Here is a 14,505-nt window from a genome sequence, read left to right as displayed (position 1 = left end):
GGCGGGCCGAGCGGCTGGCCGCCGGCCCCACGCTCCCTCAGGCTCACTCAGGCTCACTCAGGCGGCCTGCCGGAGCTCGTCGAACAAGCCCATGTCGGCGCGGCCCATCAGCGCTTCGATGTCGAGCAGGATCAGCATGCGCTCGTTGGCCGTGCCGATGCCGGTGATGAAGCCGGTGTCGACCAGTCCGGCGCTGAGCTGAGGGGTCGGCCGAATGGCCTCGCCGCCCAGGTCAAGCACGTCCGACACCGAGTCGACCACGGCACCGACGACGCGCTGACCGATGTTCAGCACCACGACGACGGTGAGGGCCGAGTACTCGGCCTGCGCGAGGCCGAACTTGAGGCGCAGGTCGACGATGGGCACGATGACGCCGCGCAGATCGATCACGCCCTTGAGGAAGGCCGGCGCATTGGCGATGCGGGTGGGCGCCTCGTAGGAGCGGATCTCCTGCACCTTGAGGATGTCGATGCCGTATTCCTCGGCGCCGAGCTTGAAGCTCAGGTACTCGCGCTTCTGGGCGGTGTGGCTGGCGATGGCTTGCATGCGGCGGCCCTCAGAAACTGGCCCAATCGGCGCCGGCCGTTGCCGGCACGGGCTGCTGGCGCGGCGCCGGGCGCGCCGCGGCCGGCTTGGCAGCGGCACGCGCGGGCGTGGCGGGCAGGGCGGGCTTGTGCGGGGCGGGCGCGGCATGGCCCACGTCGAACACGGCGACGGTGTCGGCCAGGCGCGCGGCCTGCTGCTGCATGCTGTCGGCGGCGGCCGCCGATTCCTCCACCAGCGCGGCGTTCTGCTGCGTCACCTGGTCCAGCTGCTGGACCGCATCGCTGATCTGGGCCAGGCCCTTGGATTGCTCGACGCTGGCCTCGGAGATTTCACCCACCAGATCGTTCACCCGGCGCACCTGGCTGACGATGTCGTCCATGGTGCGGCCGGCTTCGGCCACCAGGGTGGCGCCGCTGTCGACCTTCTCCACGCTCTGCTGGATCAGGGTCTTGATCTCCTTGGCTGCTTGGGCCGAGCGCTGGGCCAGGGTGCGCACCTCGCCGGCCACCACCGCGAAGCCGCGGCCCTGCTCGCCGGCACGGGCGGCCTCCACCGCGGCATTCAAGGCGAGGATGTTGGTCTGGAAGGCGATGCCGTCGATCACGCCGATGATGTCGGCGATCTGGCGCGAGCTGTCGGTGATGCCCTGCATGGTACTGACCACCTGCGACACCACATGCCCGCCCTTGGCGGCCACATCGGTGGCGCCGGCCGCCAGCTGCGAGGCGGCGCGGGCGTTGTCGGCGTTCTGGTTGACGGTGGAGGTCAGCTGCTCCATCGAGGCCGCGGTCTGCTGCAGATTGGAGGCCTGCTCCTCGGTGCGCTGGCTCAGGTCCACATTGCCGCTGGCGATCTGGGTCGAGGCGGTGCTGACGGATTCGACCCCGACGCGCACCTGGCCAACCACCTCGCGCAGCCGGGCCACCATATGGCCGAGGGCACGGGTCAGCTGGGCCACCTCGTCGCGGCCGGTGGCGTGCGGGCTGTGGGTCAGGTCACCGCCGGCCACGGCCTCGGCAAGCTGCACGGCGGCGGCCAGGGGCACGGCGATCAGGCGGCTGATGAACCAGGCGAAGGCCACGGCCACGGCGACGGCCAGCAGCACGGCGGCGATCACGCCATTGCGGCCGGCCTCGAACATCTGCCGGGCCTGCTCGGCGTCGTGCCGGGCTTGCTCGTCGTTGTAGTCGGCCAGCTTCTGCACGCGCGTCAGGGTGTCCTCGAAGTGGCGCAGGCCATCCTTGCCGGCGATGTATTCGCGCGCCTCCTCATGTTGGCCGGCCTGCAGCATCGGTGCCAGCTTGGCCGAACGCTCGAGGTAGGACTGCCAGCCGGCGATCGCCTCGTCGTAGAGCTTGCGCTCCTGCGCGTCGGCGATGGCCTCGGCGTAGGACTTGCGGGCCGCCTCGAAACTCGTCTTGACCTGCTCCAGGCGCGCCAGCATCTCGTCGCGCTCGGCATCGGTGCTGACCAGGGCACGGTACTCGCGGGTGCGGTAGCGGTTCGCCGCCTCGGCCATCTTCAGGCTGTCGCGTACCCCGGCCAGGCGCAAGCTCAGGATCGATTCGGCCTGCCCGTAGACCTTGGACAACTGGACCACCGACAGGCCGCCCAGCAGCAGCATCAGGGCCAGCACGACGCCGAAGGCAAGGCTCAGCTTGCCGCGCACGGTGAGGGAGTTCATCAGCTTCATCACAGTCCTCTCAATCGCGCGGGCTCGCCGCGCCGGATGGGCGCTCGACCTGCGCCCGGGTGGTTGATGTGGATCAGTGTCGGCTGATGCGCTGTAAACGTACAGGAACTTTTACACGTAAACATACGACAATGTTTACGCGCTAACGATAGACTGCCGGCATGACGACAATCAAAAGCAAGCCCGCACCCAGCCGCGCCCGGGTCAGGCGCGGCAATCTGGAAGACGCGGAGCAGCTGCGCAAGGAGTTGGTGGACGCGGCGCTGGCGCTGTTTGCCGATGGCGGCCTGGAGGCGGTGTCGATCCGCTCGGTGTCGGCCCGGGTCGGCGTGTCGCCCATGGCCATGTATCGCTACTTTGCCGACAAGGCCGAGCTGCTGAGCGGCGTCTCGGCCTTTGCGCAGCAGGGCAGCTACGAGTACACGCAGAAGGTGGTGACGCGCGCGCGCGGTGGCCGGGCCCGACACCGCGCCGCCATCGAGGCCTTTCTGGATTACTGGGAGTCGCACCCTGACCAGTACTGCCTGGTGTACGGCTTCAGCGAGATCGGCCCGGCGCGCGAGGCCAAGTCCAGGCTCGGCCCGCCGCCCAAATACGCCGACTACCTGGCCTACCAGACGCTCGTCACCGAGGCGCTGGCGCGCGAGATCGGCGCGCCGCTCACCCATGTGAAGCTGGCCCAGGATCTGCGCATCGCGATGCTGCTGGGCTATCTGCACGGCACCATGGTGTTCAGGCGCTACCCCTGGAGCGAGCCCGCCCAGCTGCGTGAGGCCTATGTGGAGCAGGTGCAGCAGGCCGTGGAGCGCTGCCTGCTGCAAGGCCCGGCCGCGGCCTCGCGCTGAGGTGCGCGCAGGCGCTAGCATCTGGTTCATCACCAGGGAGCCCAGGGCTCGGACAGGGGAGGTGGCGATGAGGCACTGGGCACCGCGGCTGCTGATGGTTCCGCTGACCCTGGCGGTCATGCTGGCGCATGGCGCCGAGTCGGTCCCGGCCATCGCCGATGGCAAGCGTGGCGACTATGTGTTCCTCGAGAAGGCGCGCCAGCGCTGGCGCCTGTGTGCCGTGCTGCCCCACGCGCTGGATCGCTTCTTCTGGGCGGTGGCCTACGGCCTGGACAAGCAGGCCGGCGCGCTGGGCGTCGACGTGGGCATCGCCCAGGCGGGCGGCTACGGCAACCTCGCGGAGCAACGCCGCCTGGTCGCCGAATGCGTGGCCGATGGCGCCGACGCGGTGCTGCTCGCGGCCATCGACCCGGCCGCCTTCAAGGACGAGCTGGAGCTGCTGGCCGCGCAGCGCATCAAGGTGATCGACCTGGTCAACGGCCTGGACGGCGAGTCGGTGGCCGCACATTCGCATCAGGACTACGCCGACACGGGCGCGACGGTGGCGCGTTATGTGATGGCCCTCGCGAACGCTGAGGGCGCGGGGCAGGCCTGGCGCGTGGGCTGGTTCCCGGGCCCTGGCAATGCGCGCTGGTCCAAGGGCTTCGACGCCGCCATTCGCAAGGCCTTTGCGGCCCAGCGCCCGGCCCGGCACGCCCTGGTCGAGGGCGGCTGGGGCGCCACCTCGATGCGGGTGCAGAGTTCGCTGGTCAGGGCCTTGCAGGAGACGCAGCCGGTGGAGGTGATCCTGGCCAATGCGGTGGCCGCCGAGTTCTCGGCACGCTTCTACAAGGGGCGGCCCCGGGCGCCGCGCTACATCGTCTCGACCTATGCCTCGGACGGCGTGATCAATGCGATGAAGGCAGGCGAGATCGCCGCCATGATGGCCAATGCGCCCGTGACGGAGGCACGCATCGCGGTCGATCTGGCGGTACGGGCGCTGGAGGAGCGTGCGTTCCCGAGGCTGGTGAGCGTTCCGGCCCGGCTCGTCACGCAGGCCAATCTGGCCAGCTTCCAATCAGAGGAGGCCGTGGCGCCGGTGGGCCTGCGCATCCCCCTCAAGAAGTTGCCTCCCAGGGCGGGGGCTGTGTCGCCCTGAGCGCTATAGGAGCAATGCGGTCTATGCAGTCACAGGTCGGGCGTCGATCGCTCCGGACGCGCGACTGTTCTGGCAGAGCCGCGGTACAGCGAGCTCGGCTCAATGCCTAATACCTTGCAGGGCGAGGCCTTCGACAACCTGCGACGGTCATGCTTCGCGTCTGAATGAACCGCCCTGTGTGGTGCTTCATCGCAACTATCTGACGCGGGCATCTGGAGGCCATACATGGTCTGCCCGTATCAATGCGCGATATCTGTTTTCTGCGAGGTCAAGCACGAACAGGGCTTTGAGCATCCGGTCGGTGCTGCGGTCTTGCCCGAGCACATAGCGCTGGAGCGCACGGCTATACAGTTCCCTGGCCGACATCAGGCGCAAGCAGGTGCGTTGCGCGTCGCTGGATTGCATGATGTTGTGGGTCATCGCCTTCTCCCTGATCTTGGCAAACGTGGCGGGATCACGGGTCCAGTCGTGCCTGACCATGTCACCGCGAATGCCGATCGAATGGAACATTAGGCCTTGCGTGACGAGCAGATATTGATCAGCGTCAGCGTCAAGCGCGCTCTTTTCCCGCATGGAGGCATTGCTTGTTGCTGCCCATCGGCCGAGGTAGCATGAAGTCAACGGTTAGCTGCGTGACGCTGAGTTGCGGCGGTGTGGGCGCTTGCCACCTGGCAAGCTGCAAAGGGATGGAATGCCTCAGCAGGCAACCGGGCGCATTCAGCGAGTCCCACAACATGGCCTACTTCACCAATCAGCAGTTGCAATCGGCTATCGCGCAACTTGATCAGGCGATTTACAACCACGAGCAGTGGTACAAAAACCTGCTCCGTGTGTTGATTGCCCATGTGCCGCCGGATGCGCCCGATATGTTGCCCGATGCGCATCGTCGCTGTCGCTTCGGACAGTGGTACGAGAGCCTGCCGGCGGCGTTCTTGAACGATCACCAGACCTTTGGCTCCTTGGGGCAGGCGCACGAGAAGATGCATGCCAAGGCGCACGGCCTGCTTCAACGCGTCGTCGATGAGCTGCCGATTTCGTCCAGCGACTTGGATCAATTCACCAATGTGCTGGACCGGATGCGGCTGGAGGCCCAGGCGCTGCGGCATGAACTCGCCGACCTGGCTTCCAACCGAGATCCCCTCACCGGCGCCAGAACGAGGGCCGGCCTGCTGGTGGATCTGCGCGAACAGCATGCGCTCGTTCGACGAGGCGTGCAGCCTTGCGCTTTGATCATGCTCGACATCGACCATTTCAAACTCGTCAACGACGAGCACGGGCACATGGCGGGGGACGCGGTCATCGTCTCGCTGGTGCAATGCGTGCAAACGCTGCTGCGACCCTACGATCGAATCTACCGATACGGCGGGGAGGAGTTCCTGCTCAGCCTGCCCAATACGAACCTGGATCAGGCCGCCGGCGTGGCCCGTCGAATGTGCGCTGCAATTGCGGCTCAGAGCATTCGGATTGACAACGCGGGTCATTCCGTCCATGTGACTGCGTCCCTTGGCGTCGCTTTGATCGAACCCCCGCTGTCGGTCGAAGATGCCATCGATCGTGCCGACAAGGCGATGTACGAGGCCAAGGCAGCTGGCCGCAACCGCGTGGCTGTTGCGGCTTGATGAGCGCGTCTATCCAGGCCCAGCAACGCCACCGCCACCGTGCTGCCCTGGCTGCAACAGCCAAGGCCGTGAGCGACCCTTGGCTACTATTGCGCCGCTGCCACCACATCGCGGCCAGCTGGCGCAACCCACTCCAGCAAAGTCTCCGCCAGCTGGCGAGGGTCTATCGGCTTGGGTACATGGGCGTTCATGCCGGCGGCCAAGCATTCCTGCCGGTCCTCCTCCATGGCGGCGGCGGTCATGGCGATGATGGGCAGGTGGACGGCTTGCGGGAGGCTGCGGATCACGCGGGTCGCTTGGGTACCGTCCATATCGGGCATCTGCATGTCCATCAGCACGACGTCGAAGTGCTCCCGCTTGACCCAGTCCACGGCCTCCTGGCCATTGTTGGCCACCGTCACCGTCAGGCCCGCCAACTCCAGGAATGCGCTGGCCACCTGCTGGTTAACGATGTTGTCCTCGGCCAGGAGCACGCGCGCACCGCGGATCGCCAACATGGTCTCGGCCAGGCTGGCCTTGCGCTCGCACGCCGGCATCGGTACAACTCCATCGCCATGCTGCAGCCGGACGATGGCATCGAACAGGCGCGATGGCGTGATGGGCTTGAGCACCACGGCCACGGCCGGCAGGCCTCGGACGGCCTCCTCCACCTGTTCGTGCAGCTGCTGCGTACACATGAGCACAACCCCCAGGGGCGCCTTGCTGGTTTGGGCCACGACGCCGCGCGCTTGCTCCACAAAATCCAGGCCGGCCGTCTTCCAATCCAGCAGCAACAGCTCGTACGGCGCCCAGTGGTCGGCGCGACGCAGCTTCAGCAAGGCATCGTCGGCGAAGGAGGCAGTGCCGACCTGGAAGCGCCAGCTCTGCAACACCTGCTGCAGAATCAGGCGCGCGGTGGGCTGACTGTCGACCACCAGGGTGCGCATGCCGTGAATGCGATGCAGGTCAATGCGCTCGACCGCCTTGCCAGCCAGGCCGAAGCCGGCCGTAAAGCTGAAGCAACTGCCTTCGCCGAGCGTGCTGCTCACCGAGATGCCGCCGCCCATCATCTCGACCAGACGCTTGCAGATTGCCAAGCCGAGGCCAGTGCCGCCGTATTTGCGCGTCACCGACTGATCGGCCTGCTCGAAGACCTGGAACAGCCGGCTCGCTTGCGAGCCTGACAGGCCGATGCCCGTATCGCGCACCGTGAAACGCACTTCGATCCGATTTTCCGTGCGCGTCAGGGCTTCGGCGCCAATCACGATCTCACCGCGTGGCGTGAACTTGATGGCATTGCCGACCAGGTTGTTGAACACCTGGGTCAAGCGCAATGCGTCCCCGAGCAGGCGGTGCGGGATGTTCTCGTCTATTTCAAAGAACAGTTCCAGGCCGGACTCCTCGAGCTTCGCGGAGAACAGATTGCCGACGTTCTCGATGGTTTCCTCCGGGCTGAATTCCTCGGTCTCCAACGTGACCTTGCCGGCCTCGATCTTGGAGTAGTCAAGAATGTCGTTGAGCAGGCCGAGCAGGGCCTTGGACGAGGTCTGCACCTTGCTGAGATAGTCGCGCTGTTGGCGGTCCAGTTCGGTCTCCAGGACCAGATGGGTCAGGCCGATGATGGCGTTCATCGGCGTGCGGATCTCGTGGCTCATGCTCGCAAGGAAAAGGCTCTTGGCCTGGGTGGCGGCCTGGGCGGCATCGCGGGCCGCCATCAGTTCCACGCTCTTGCGATGCTCGTCCGCATGGGCTTGCACCAGGCGGGCATAGAGCATGCCGTTCTCCAAAAGCAGTTCCAGCAGCACCACGCTGCATGCCAGCAGCCCATAGATGCGGCCGGCATAGAAGCCGAGGTCGTAGCGCCCGGCATTCAGCATGGCCGAGAGTGCGATGTCGAACAACCAGGCAGCCAGCACCACCATCAACCAGAGGTCCAGCACCGCGTAAGGCCGCCGCCGCAACAGGGCCAGCAGCGCCACCAGGCTGAACAACCAGACCGTACCTACCGTGGCCAGCATGGCCGGCGTGTAGTGATTGCCGTCCATGATGGCCGGCAGCAGGCCCTGGCCGCGTGTGGCCAGGCCGATCGCGCCCAGGCCCAGTGTGATCGCCAACAGGGGCACCGTCACCGCGAGGCGGGCGGTTGCGCTGGTCGGGCCCGCGCGTCGCAGCAGGGCATAGCCCAACACGAACAGCGGGAAGCCGCTGTGCCAGAACATATAGATCCAGGCGGTGCTCTGCGGGCCCGCACCGAGCAGGCCCGTGGCGGCGAACAGGCCCGGGAAGCTGAGCGCGTGCCCGATGGTCAGCAGCGCAGAAAACAAATAGCCCGAGGCCAGCACCAGCAGCGCCGGTGAACGCAGGATGCGGTACTGCCCGAACAAGAGTACGGCCGTGATCAGATCGATCATGACCAACGCCGATTCATAGATGGGAATGAAGGCGGCCACCGGCGCCAGCTTCAGCGTGGCCTGCGGGGCCAGCACGGCGAAGCTCAGCACCGATATCAGCAGCACGGCGAGTGCACGGCGAAGCTGGGCACGGTCAGCGGCCTGGGTCAGCAAGAACGCCGCGGGCATGGCTGCTTGGCCATTTGCCGCCTCGGGCGAAGCGGCGCCCTCGGCCGGGGCAATACGCCAGAATCTCATGTCAGCCTCCCTGATGCCTGGGCACGGCATCAACAGCAAACCAGGAATCTTGTCTAGGCAGTGATCGGGCCGTGGACGGGTATCCAGACATGGAAACAGCTGCCTTGATCGGGCGTCGACTCGACTTCGATGCGCCCGCCATGCTTTTGCACAATCGAAAACGAGAGCGACAGCCCAAGCCCGGTGCCCTGGCCGACGGGCTTGGTGGTGAAGAAGGGCTCGAAGATACGGCGCCGCGTTTCCTCGCTCATGCCGCAGCCACTGTCCCGCACCGAGATGCAAACGGTATCGCCGTGTACACGTGTCGTTAGCGTGATGACGCCGCGCTCCACAATGGCGTGAGCGGCATTCACGATCAGATTCATGAAGACCTGGTTGAGCTGGGCCGCCAGACAGCGCACCGCCGGCAGCTCGCCATAGTCTTTGCGCACTTCGGCCTTGTACTTGACCTCGTTCATCACCACATTGAGCGTGGATTCCAGGCCGGCGTTGATGTCGGCCTCCTGCCAGTCGGATTGATCCACGCGCGAGAAGTCCTTCAGATCCTGAACGATCTTTTTCACGCGCACCAGGCCGTCGTCGCTCTCGCTCAGCAACTGGGGCAGGTCTTCGGCAATGAAGTCCATGTCAACCGCCTGCCTGAGGTCGGCGAGTTCCTTGCCAATGCTTGGGGCTTGCTGGCTCAGATCGAGCTTGGCGTAATAGTTCAGCAGGCTGAACATGGCCTCCACATAGCGCCTGAGCGTGCCCAGGTTGGAGCTCACAAAGCCGATCGGGTTGTTGATCTCATGCGCCACGCCGGCGGCCAGTTGCCCGATCGACGCCATCTTTTCCGACTGCAGCAGCTGGTTCTGCGCCTCCTCCAGGCGCGCATTGGTTTCCTTGATGCGCTCGAAGTTGCGCTGCAACTCACCCTGTACGCGCCTGACCTCGGTGCGGTCCTGCAGCAGCCACCACGTGCCCGCCTTGGGTGCATGGGGATCGGCCACATAGGCAATCATCTGCACCCAGATCTTGTTGCCCTTGGCGGTGCACATCTCCATCTCGTGCAGCAGCGACTCTCCCCGCGACAGCACCGGGTAGGCGACCCGCCCCAGCTCCTCGTAGGCCGCATCGCTGTCAAAGAAGTCGCGGCTGACCATGCCGACCGGCGAACGGCCGTCCAGTTCGAAGATCTCGCTGAACATCTTGTTGCCGCGTGTGATGCGCTGCTGGCTGGTGGCGATGATGCCCACCGAGGCGTTTTCCAGAAACGCCTCCAGCTCCTGGTGCATGCCTATCATCTCGGCGGTGCGGTCTGCCACCATGAGTTCCAATTCGTCGCGGTGCTTGCGCATGGCCTCTTCCGCCAGATGTCGGGGCGTCACGTCTTGCAGGGTCTCGATCGCCCCGGCCAGCTTGCCGTGGGCATCCGTCAGCGGCGCTGCGGTGAAGTGGAGCCAGCGTCCACCTTCGCCAAATTCGGGGAAAAATATCTCGGCCTCGAAGGCGCCGGCAATCACGGCCGAGGGCCAGCACTGGCTGCCGTAGAGCTGGCCGCGCAAGGCTTCCGCCGTTCCATCGACGATGAGGTCCGCCAGCACCGGCCGTCGTTCGGGATAGAAGGCCGTCCAGACCTTGGCCTGACCCATCATGGCGCTCGCTTCGATGCCGGTGAGGGCGGCGCAAGCGGCGTTCCACTGCGTGACACGGTGCCCCGCGTCGATCACGAAGGTCGCCACCGGGATGTTCTCGATGATCTGGTGCAGCACCCTGCCCATGTCCAGCAGGCTGCCTTGCACATGGCGGATGTCGCTGAGATCCTGGCAGGTGACGACGGCGAGCACCTGCCCGTCCACCTGCACCCGGCGTGTACTCAGCTCCACATAGCGCAAGGCACAACTGGCGGTGAGCGCTTCCACCTCGAACGCCGGCAACTCGCCGGACTCGCTCAGGCAGCGTTGGCCGTAGTAGCGCAGCGCCGCCTGACCTGCTGGCGTGGCCCAGGCATAGAAATCCATCTCCTGCAGAGCCGTCTGCGTATAACCCAGCAGGCGCCGCATGGCCGCGTTCGCGAACAGCAGCTTCTTGCCGGCATGCACGAGGCAGGGCGAGCTCACGGCCTCCAGCGCGGAGCGGAACTCCGCGCTTGGACACAGCACGCTGGCCTCGGACGGCTGCAGGGTCGTCATAGTCTGACGTCTCCGGGGTCTTCCAGGATGAAGGAGCCATCCGGCCCCCAGTTGACGTGGGTAATGCCCGGCTCCAGGCGCTCGAGTCGGCGCAGCTCGGCCTCCTGGGCGCTGAGCCGGCCCTGCTGCTGCCGCACCAGATCGGCAAGGCGCTGGTTCTCGAGATGGAGATCGCGGATCTTGAGGATCTGGCGCATGCTGCACAGCAGGTCGTGGTCGTTCCAGGGCTTGGACACAAAGCGGGTGATCCCGGCTTCGTTGATGGCCGCCACCAAACCATTCAGATCGGCATAACCGGACAAGATGATGCGCGGGCAATCGGGCTGCAGCTGCCGCAGCGCCTGCAGGAACTCGACCCCGTTCATGCCGGGCATGCGGTAGTCGGACACCACCAGGGCGAACACGCATTCGCGCGCCCGCTCCAGCGCCAGGCGCGCATCGGTGAAGGTCTCCACCACATAGTTTTTCATCTGCGCGTCATGCAGGCCAAGCCGCAGCAGCCGGCTCAATGCGCTCAGCACCCCGGGTTCGTCGTCGACCAGCAAAATCCTGTCCGTCATATCAGCCCTTTCCGGTCAGCACAGTTTGGGGCAGCGGGCGCGGCGCCTGCTGGGCTTGATCCAGCTTGACATAGAGACTCATCTTGAGGCCCTCGCGCAGCGCGAACTCACGCACCTGGCGCACCACCCGGCTGTCAAACACAAAGCCCGCGGCCAGCAGCAAGGTGCCCTGCGGGCCGAGCAGGTCGCGCGCCAGCACCATGCCGGGTTCGATCTCGGCGGCCGACACCATGCGATCGGTGGGCTGCACGGCCGGCAGCTGGCTCAGCACGGCCTCGAAGGCCTCGACGACGGCTTGTTCATAGCGTGTGCCCGCGCCGCCCCGGATCGCGGCGGCAGCGGTCTCCGGCGTATAGCGCTTTTCAGCCAGGCGGCCGGCCTGCAGACCGTAGTAGTCGGCCACCAGGCCAAGCACCTGAGAGGGCAGCGGCAGCTCCTTGCCCGCCAGCCCATCCGGGAAGCCCTTGCCGTCGACGCGCTCGTGCTGTTGCCGCACATACTTGGCCACGCGCTGCAAATCGGCCAGCGGCAGGAGCGCGGCCTCGGCATTGAGCGTGTGCCGCTTGTAGCGCGCCAGGTTCTCGCCGCTCATGGCCGAGACCGGCTTGCGCAGCAGCGCGTCGGGAAAGCTGATCTTGCCCACCTCGTGCAGCAGGCCGGCCACAAACACGTCCTCTTCCGCCTGCGCGCCAAGCCGCAGCTGCTGCGCGACGCGGCGTGCCATCAGCCCGACCTGGCGCGAATAGCCTGCCAGGCTGCCATCGCGCAATTCCAGCAGGCCGGCAAAGACGTTGATGGAGAGCAGGAAGTTTTCATGCAGCTGGCCGTAGGCCTTGTTGAGCATGTCGTTGACCTGCTCAAGCTCCTGGGTGCGCGCCTTCACACGACCCTCCAGCGAGGCGTTGAGCGCCAGCAGCTCGGAATTCTGGCGCTGCGTCAGCTGCAGCAGGGCGCGATTCTCCTGCTCCAGACGTCGATGCTTGAGGCCGTCGCGCACCGCCAGCAGGATGTCCTGGTCGTCCCAGGGCTTGGAGATGTAGCGATGGATTTCGCCGCGGTTGATTGCGGCAATGGTGGAGCTGATGTCGGCATAACCGGTGAGCAGGATGCGCACCATCTCCGGCCAGCGCTGGCGCACGCGCTCGAGGAACTGCGCACCGTCCATCTCGGGCATGCGCATGTCGGACACCACCAGATCCACCGGCTCCAGCTCCAGCATCGCCAGCGCCGCCGGCCCGCTCTCGGCCAGCAGCACCCGGTAACCGTTGGGCCGGAACAAGCGCCGCAGGGCGCTCAGGATCGATGGCTCGTCGTCCACGAAGAGCACCACGGCTTGGGTGTTGGCGTCATCAACCATGCCTATTCCCCGCGTGAACCTTGGGCCTGCCGCAGTGGCAGGGTGATGCGAAAGCAGGTGCCAACGCCCAACTCGCTGTGCACCTGGATCTGGCCGGCATGTTTTTTGATGATGCCGTAGGCGAGCGACAAGCCCAGCCCCGTGCCCTTGCCGATCGGCTTGGTGGTGAAGAAGGGGTCGAAGATGCGCTTGAGGTTCTCGGGCGCGATGCCGGCGCCGTCGTCGGCCACCTCCACCCATACCAGATCGTCGTCGGCGCCCGAGCGTATCGTGATGGTGCCGCGATCCGCGGTGATGGCATGAGCCGCATTCACCAGCAGGTTCATGAACACCTGGTTGAGCTCGGAGGGCAGGCATTCGATGTCGGGGATCACGCCGTAGTCCTTGCGCACCTGGGCCTTGTACTTGATCTCGTTGTTGACGATGTTGAGCGTGGAGTCGATGCCCTGATGCAGGTTCGCCAGCACCCATTCCTGGCTGTTGTCGACGCGCGAGAAGTCCTTCAGGTCCTGCACGATCTTGCGCACGCGGCTGATGCCCTCCTTGGACTCGGCCATCAGGGTGGGGATGTCTTCCTTGAGAAACTCCAGCTCGACCTTTTCGCGCTTGGCCTTCAGTGCCGCCTTGGCCTCGCCGGCCGGCATCGCGATCTCGGCGGCCTCGTAGGCCGCCAGCATCTCGAACAGGTCGGCGAGATAGCGTTCCAGCGTGCCGAAATTGGAGAAGATATAGCCGATCGGGTTGTTGATCTCATGCGCCACGCCCGCCGCCAGTTGGCCGATGGATGCGAGCTTCTCCGACTGCACCAGCTTTTCCTGGGCCTCGGAAAGCCGTGCATTGAGCTGCTTGAGCTCGCTATTGGTGCGCAGGAGTTCCTGCACCTGAGAGGGGCTTAGCAGCGAATCCATGCTCAGGTCTCCTTCACCAAGAGCGCGTGACAAAGCGCTGCGTGGCGCGATTCGGTTTGCTCGAAGACGCGATGCAGCTCGGCCTCACTCAGTGCCAGGCGCCGCCAAGCGGCCATCGACATGGGCGGCACCATTTCGGCCTCCTGCCGGCTCAGGTCCAGCGCGTGGGCGATGTTGTCGGCCACATGCAGCACGTCCAGCAGCCCGGGCTCGCCTTCCTCGGGCGGCGCGTGATGCTTGGCGATGGCGGCTACCATCGCCGGGGCCAGCTGCCAGCGCTCGGCCAGCGCGGCGCCCACCTCCGCATGCGTGACACCCAGAATCTCGCGCTCCGCGTCGACGAGCAACGAGTCTGACTCGCCCCGCAGACGCAGCGCCCGGCCGTAGTCCTGCGGCAGCGCCATGGCCAGGGCCATGCAGCCGATGTCGTGCAGGAGTCCGAAGCCGAAGGCCACGCCGGCGTCGAAATGCCGCTGCCCGGCCAAGGCTTCGGCGCACAGGGCGGTGGCAACGGCATGCCGCCAGAAGCCGTCAACGTCGAATTCCGCGCACAGCCTGCCGTCCAAGGCGGCGGTCAGGCCGGCAACCATGGCGATATTGCGCACGCTGCGCAAGCCGATGATGGCCGTGGCATCGGCAATCGAGCTGACCTGGCGTGCCAGTCCAAAAAACGAAGAGTTCGCCAGCCGCAATGCCTTCACCGCCATCGCCTGGTCGGTGGCGATCTTGGCCGCCAGGGTCTCGACGTCGATCTGCGGATCTTCGAGCGAGCGCAGCAAGTCCAGCACGGCGCCACGCAAGGCAGGTAGCTCCTCGATACGCTGCAGGCAGGCCAGGGCGACGGCGCTCATGTCGGCCGCTCACCGCTGCGGTAATGCAGCACGACGTACAGCAGTGGGTTGATCTGGCCATGGCGCAGCGAGTAGCGGAACAGTTGCTCCAGTCGCTGCTCTGCCGGCGGCGACGGGTTAGCGACCGGACCGCAGCTGCTGCGCTCGGGATGGAGATTGGCAATCGGAACCGCTGGGGCCGGACACATGG

Annotated in this window: 13 protein-coding genes; 3 read left to right on the top strand and 10 right to left on the bottom strand. The window is 65.9% G+C overall.

Translation table 11 applies throughout. The annotated features are described in order from the left end of the window. Nucleotides 1–57: 57 nt before the first annotated feature. Complete coding sequence (locus AC3WQY_RS10160) at nucleotides 58–546, bottom strand: chemotaxis protein CheW (protein WP_492708009.1); 489 nt, start codon at nucleotides 544–546, stop codon at nucleotides 58–60. Between the two features lie 10 nt (nucleotides 547–556). Beyond that, nucleotides 557–2,239, bottom strand: coding sequence for a methyl-accepting chemotaxis protein (locus tag AC3WQY_RS10155; protein ID WP_492708007.1), 1,683 nt, complete (start codon nucleotides 2,237–2,239; stop codon nucleotides 557–559). 161 nt (nucleotides 2,240–2,400) lie between these two features. On the opposite strand from AC3WQY_RS10155, the gene AC3WQY_RS10150 reads away from it, so the two are divergent. After that, complete coding sequence (locus AC3WQY_RS10150) at nucleotides 2,401–3,084, top strand: TetR/AcrR family transcriptional regulator (RefSeq protein ID WP_492708006.1); 684 nt, start codon at nucleotides 2,401–2,403, stop codon at nucleotides 3,082–3,084. 67 nt (nucleotides 3,085–3,151) lie between these two features. Further along, nucleotides 3,152–4,222 carry a TMAO reductase system periplasmic protein TorT gene (gene torT / locus AC3WQY_RS10145; protein ID WP_492708005.1) on the top strand — a complete coding sequence of 357 codons (1,071 nt, stop codon included), beginning with the start codon at nucleotides 3,152–3,154 and terminating at the stop codon, nucleotides 4,220–4,222. A 195-nt stretch (nucleotides 4,223–4,417) separates the two neighbouring features. Here torT and AC3WQY_RS10140 read toward each other — a convergent pair whose 3' ends face one another. Further along, nucleotides 4,418–4,795 (bottom strand): hypothetical protein, encoded by a 378-nt coding sequence (locus AC3WQY_RS10140; protein ID WP_492708002.1) that lies wholly within the window; start codon nucleotides 4,793–4,795, stop codon nucleotides 4,418–4,420. Nucleotides 4,796–4,956: 161 nt separating this feature from the next. On the opposite strand from AC3WQY_RS10140, the gene AC3WQY_RS10135 reads away from it, so the two are divergent. Beyond that, complete coding sequence (locus AC3WQY_RS10135; protein ID WP_492707999.1) at nucleotides 4,957–5,841, top strand: diguanylate cyclase; 885 nt, start codon at nucleotides 4,957–4,959, stop codon at nucleotides 5,839–5,841. Nucleotides 5,842–5,927: 86 nt separating this feature from the next. Here AC3WQY_RS10135 and AC3WQY_RS10130 read toward each other — a convergent pair whose 3' ends face one another. From AC3WQY_RS10130 to AC3WQY_RS10100, 7 genes are read right to left on the bottom strand one after another with little or no spacing between them, the layout of a single operon-like run. Beyond that, nucleotides 5,928–8,498: a hybrid sensor histidine kinase/response regulator gene (locus tag AC3WQY_RS10130; protein ID WP_492708029.1), complete on the bottom strand. Its 2,571-nt coding sequence runs from the start codon at nucleotides 8,496–8,498 to the stop codon at nucleotides 5,928–5,930. 23 nt (nucleotides 8,499–8,521) lie between these two features. Further along, nucleotides 8,522–10,639, bottom strand: a complete 2,118-nt coding sequence (locus tag AC3WQY_RS10125) for a PAS domain-containing sensor histidine kinase (RefSeq protein ID WP_492707997.1) — start codon at nucleotides 10,637–10,639, stop codon at nucleotides 8,522–8,524. Next, nucleotides 10,636–11,199: a response regulator gene (locus tag AC3WQY_RS10120; RefSeq protein WP_492707995.1), complete on the bottom strand. Its 564-nt coding sequence runs from the start codon at nucleotides 11,197–11,199 to the stop codon at nucleotides 10,636–10,638. The genes AC3WQY_RS10125 and AC3WQY_RS10120 overlap by 4 nt, the downstream gene beginning before the upstream one ends. Nucleotide 11,200: 1 nt before the next feature. Continuing rightward, nucleotides 11,201–12,556: a response regulator c-di-GMP phosphodiesterase, NosR family gene (gene nosR / locus AC3WQY_RS10115; RefSeq protein WP_492707993.1), complete on the bottom strand. Its 1,356-nt coding sequence runs from the start codon at nucleotides 12,554–12,556 to the stop codon at nucleotides 11,201–11,203. Nucleotides 12,557–12,558: 2 nt separating this feature from the next. Continuing rightward, nucleotides 12,559–13,464, bottom strand: a complete 906-nt coding sequence (locus AC3WQY_RS10110; protein WP_492707990.1) for an ATP-binding protein — start codon at nucleotides 13,462–13,464, stop codon at nucleotides 12,559–12,561. Between the two features lie 2 nt (nucleotides 13,465–13,466). After that, nucleotides 13,467–14,315, bottom strand: coding sequence for an HDOD domain-containing protein (locus AC3WQY_RS10105; protein ID WP_492707988.1), 849 nt, complete (start codon nucleotides 14,313–14,315; stop codon nucleotides 13,467–13,469). Further along, complete coding sequence (locus tag AC3WQY_RS10100) at nucleotides 14,312–14,503, bottom strand: hypothetical protein (protein WP_492707986.1); 192 nt, start codon at nucleotides 14,501–14,503, stop codon at nucleotides 14,312–14,314. The genes AC3WQY_RS10105 and AC3WQY_RS10100 overlap by 4 nt, the downstream gene beginning before the upstream one ends. Between the last annotated feature and the right edge of the window lie 2 nt (nucleotides 14,504–14,505).

This window comes from Roseateles sp. FW301-B2 (genome assembly GCF_058788955.1).
The sequence above is the reverse complement of the archived record's forward strand: the minus strand, read 5'-3'. Positions and strand labels throughout refer to the sequence as shown.

Bases quoted from the DNA above. Each gene is read 5' to 3' on its own strand.
- AC3WQY_RS10125 (WP_492707997.1), bottom strand. From the start codon at position 10,639: ATGACGACCCTGCAGCCGTCCGAGGCCAGCGTGCTGTGTCCAAGCGCG.
- AC3WQY_RS10150 (WP_492708006.1), top strand. From the start codon at position 2,401: ATGACGACAATCAAAAGCAAGCCCGCACCCAGCCGCGCCCGGGTCAGG.
- AC3WQY_RS10155 (WP_492708007.1), bottom strand. From the start codon at position 2,239: ATGAAGCTGATGAACTCCCTCACCGTGCGCGGCAAGCTGAGCCTTGCC.
- AC3WQY_RS10135 (WP_492707999.1), top strand. From the start codon at position 4,957: ATGGCCTACTTCACCAATCAGCAGTTGCAATCGGCTATCGCGCAACTT.
- AC3WQY_RS10100 (WP_492707986.1), bottom strand. From the start codon at position 14,503: ATGTGTCCGGCCCCAGCGGTTCCGATTGCCAATCTCCATCCCGAGCGC.
- torT (WP_492708005.1), top strand. From the start codon at position 3,152: ATGAGGCACTGGGCACCGCGGCTGCTGATGGTTCCGCTGACCCTGGCG.
- AC3WQY_RS10140 (WP_492708002.1), bottom strand. From the start codon at position 4,795: ATGCGGGAAAAGAGCGCGCTTGACGCTGACGCTGATCAATATCTGCTC.
- AC3WQY_RS10105 (WP_492707988.1), bottom strand. From the start codon at position 14,315: ATGAGCGCCGTCGCCCTGGCCTGCCTGCAGCGTATCGAGGAGCTACCT.
- AC3WQY_RS10110 (WP_492707990.1), bottom strand. From the start codon at position 13,464: ATGGATTCGCTGCTAAGCCCCTCTCAGGTGCAGGAACTCCTGCGCACC.
- AC3WQY_RS10160 (WP_492708009.1), bottom strand. From the start codon at position 546: ATGCAAGCCATCGCCAGCCACACCGCCCAGAAGCGCGAGTACCTGAGC.
- AC3WQY_RS10130 (WP_492708029.1), bottom strand. From the start codon at position 8,498: ATGCCGTGCCCAGGCATCAGGGAGGCTGACATGAGATTCTGGCGTATT.
- nosR (WP_492707993.1), bottom strand. From the start codon at position 12,556: ATGGTTGATGACGCCAACACCCAAGCCGTGGTGCTCTTCGTGGACGAC.
- AC3WQY_RS10120 (WP_492707995.1), bottom strand. From the start codon at position 11,199: ATGACGGACAGGATTTTGCTGGTCGACGACGAACCCGGGGTGCTGAGC.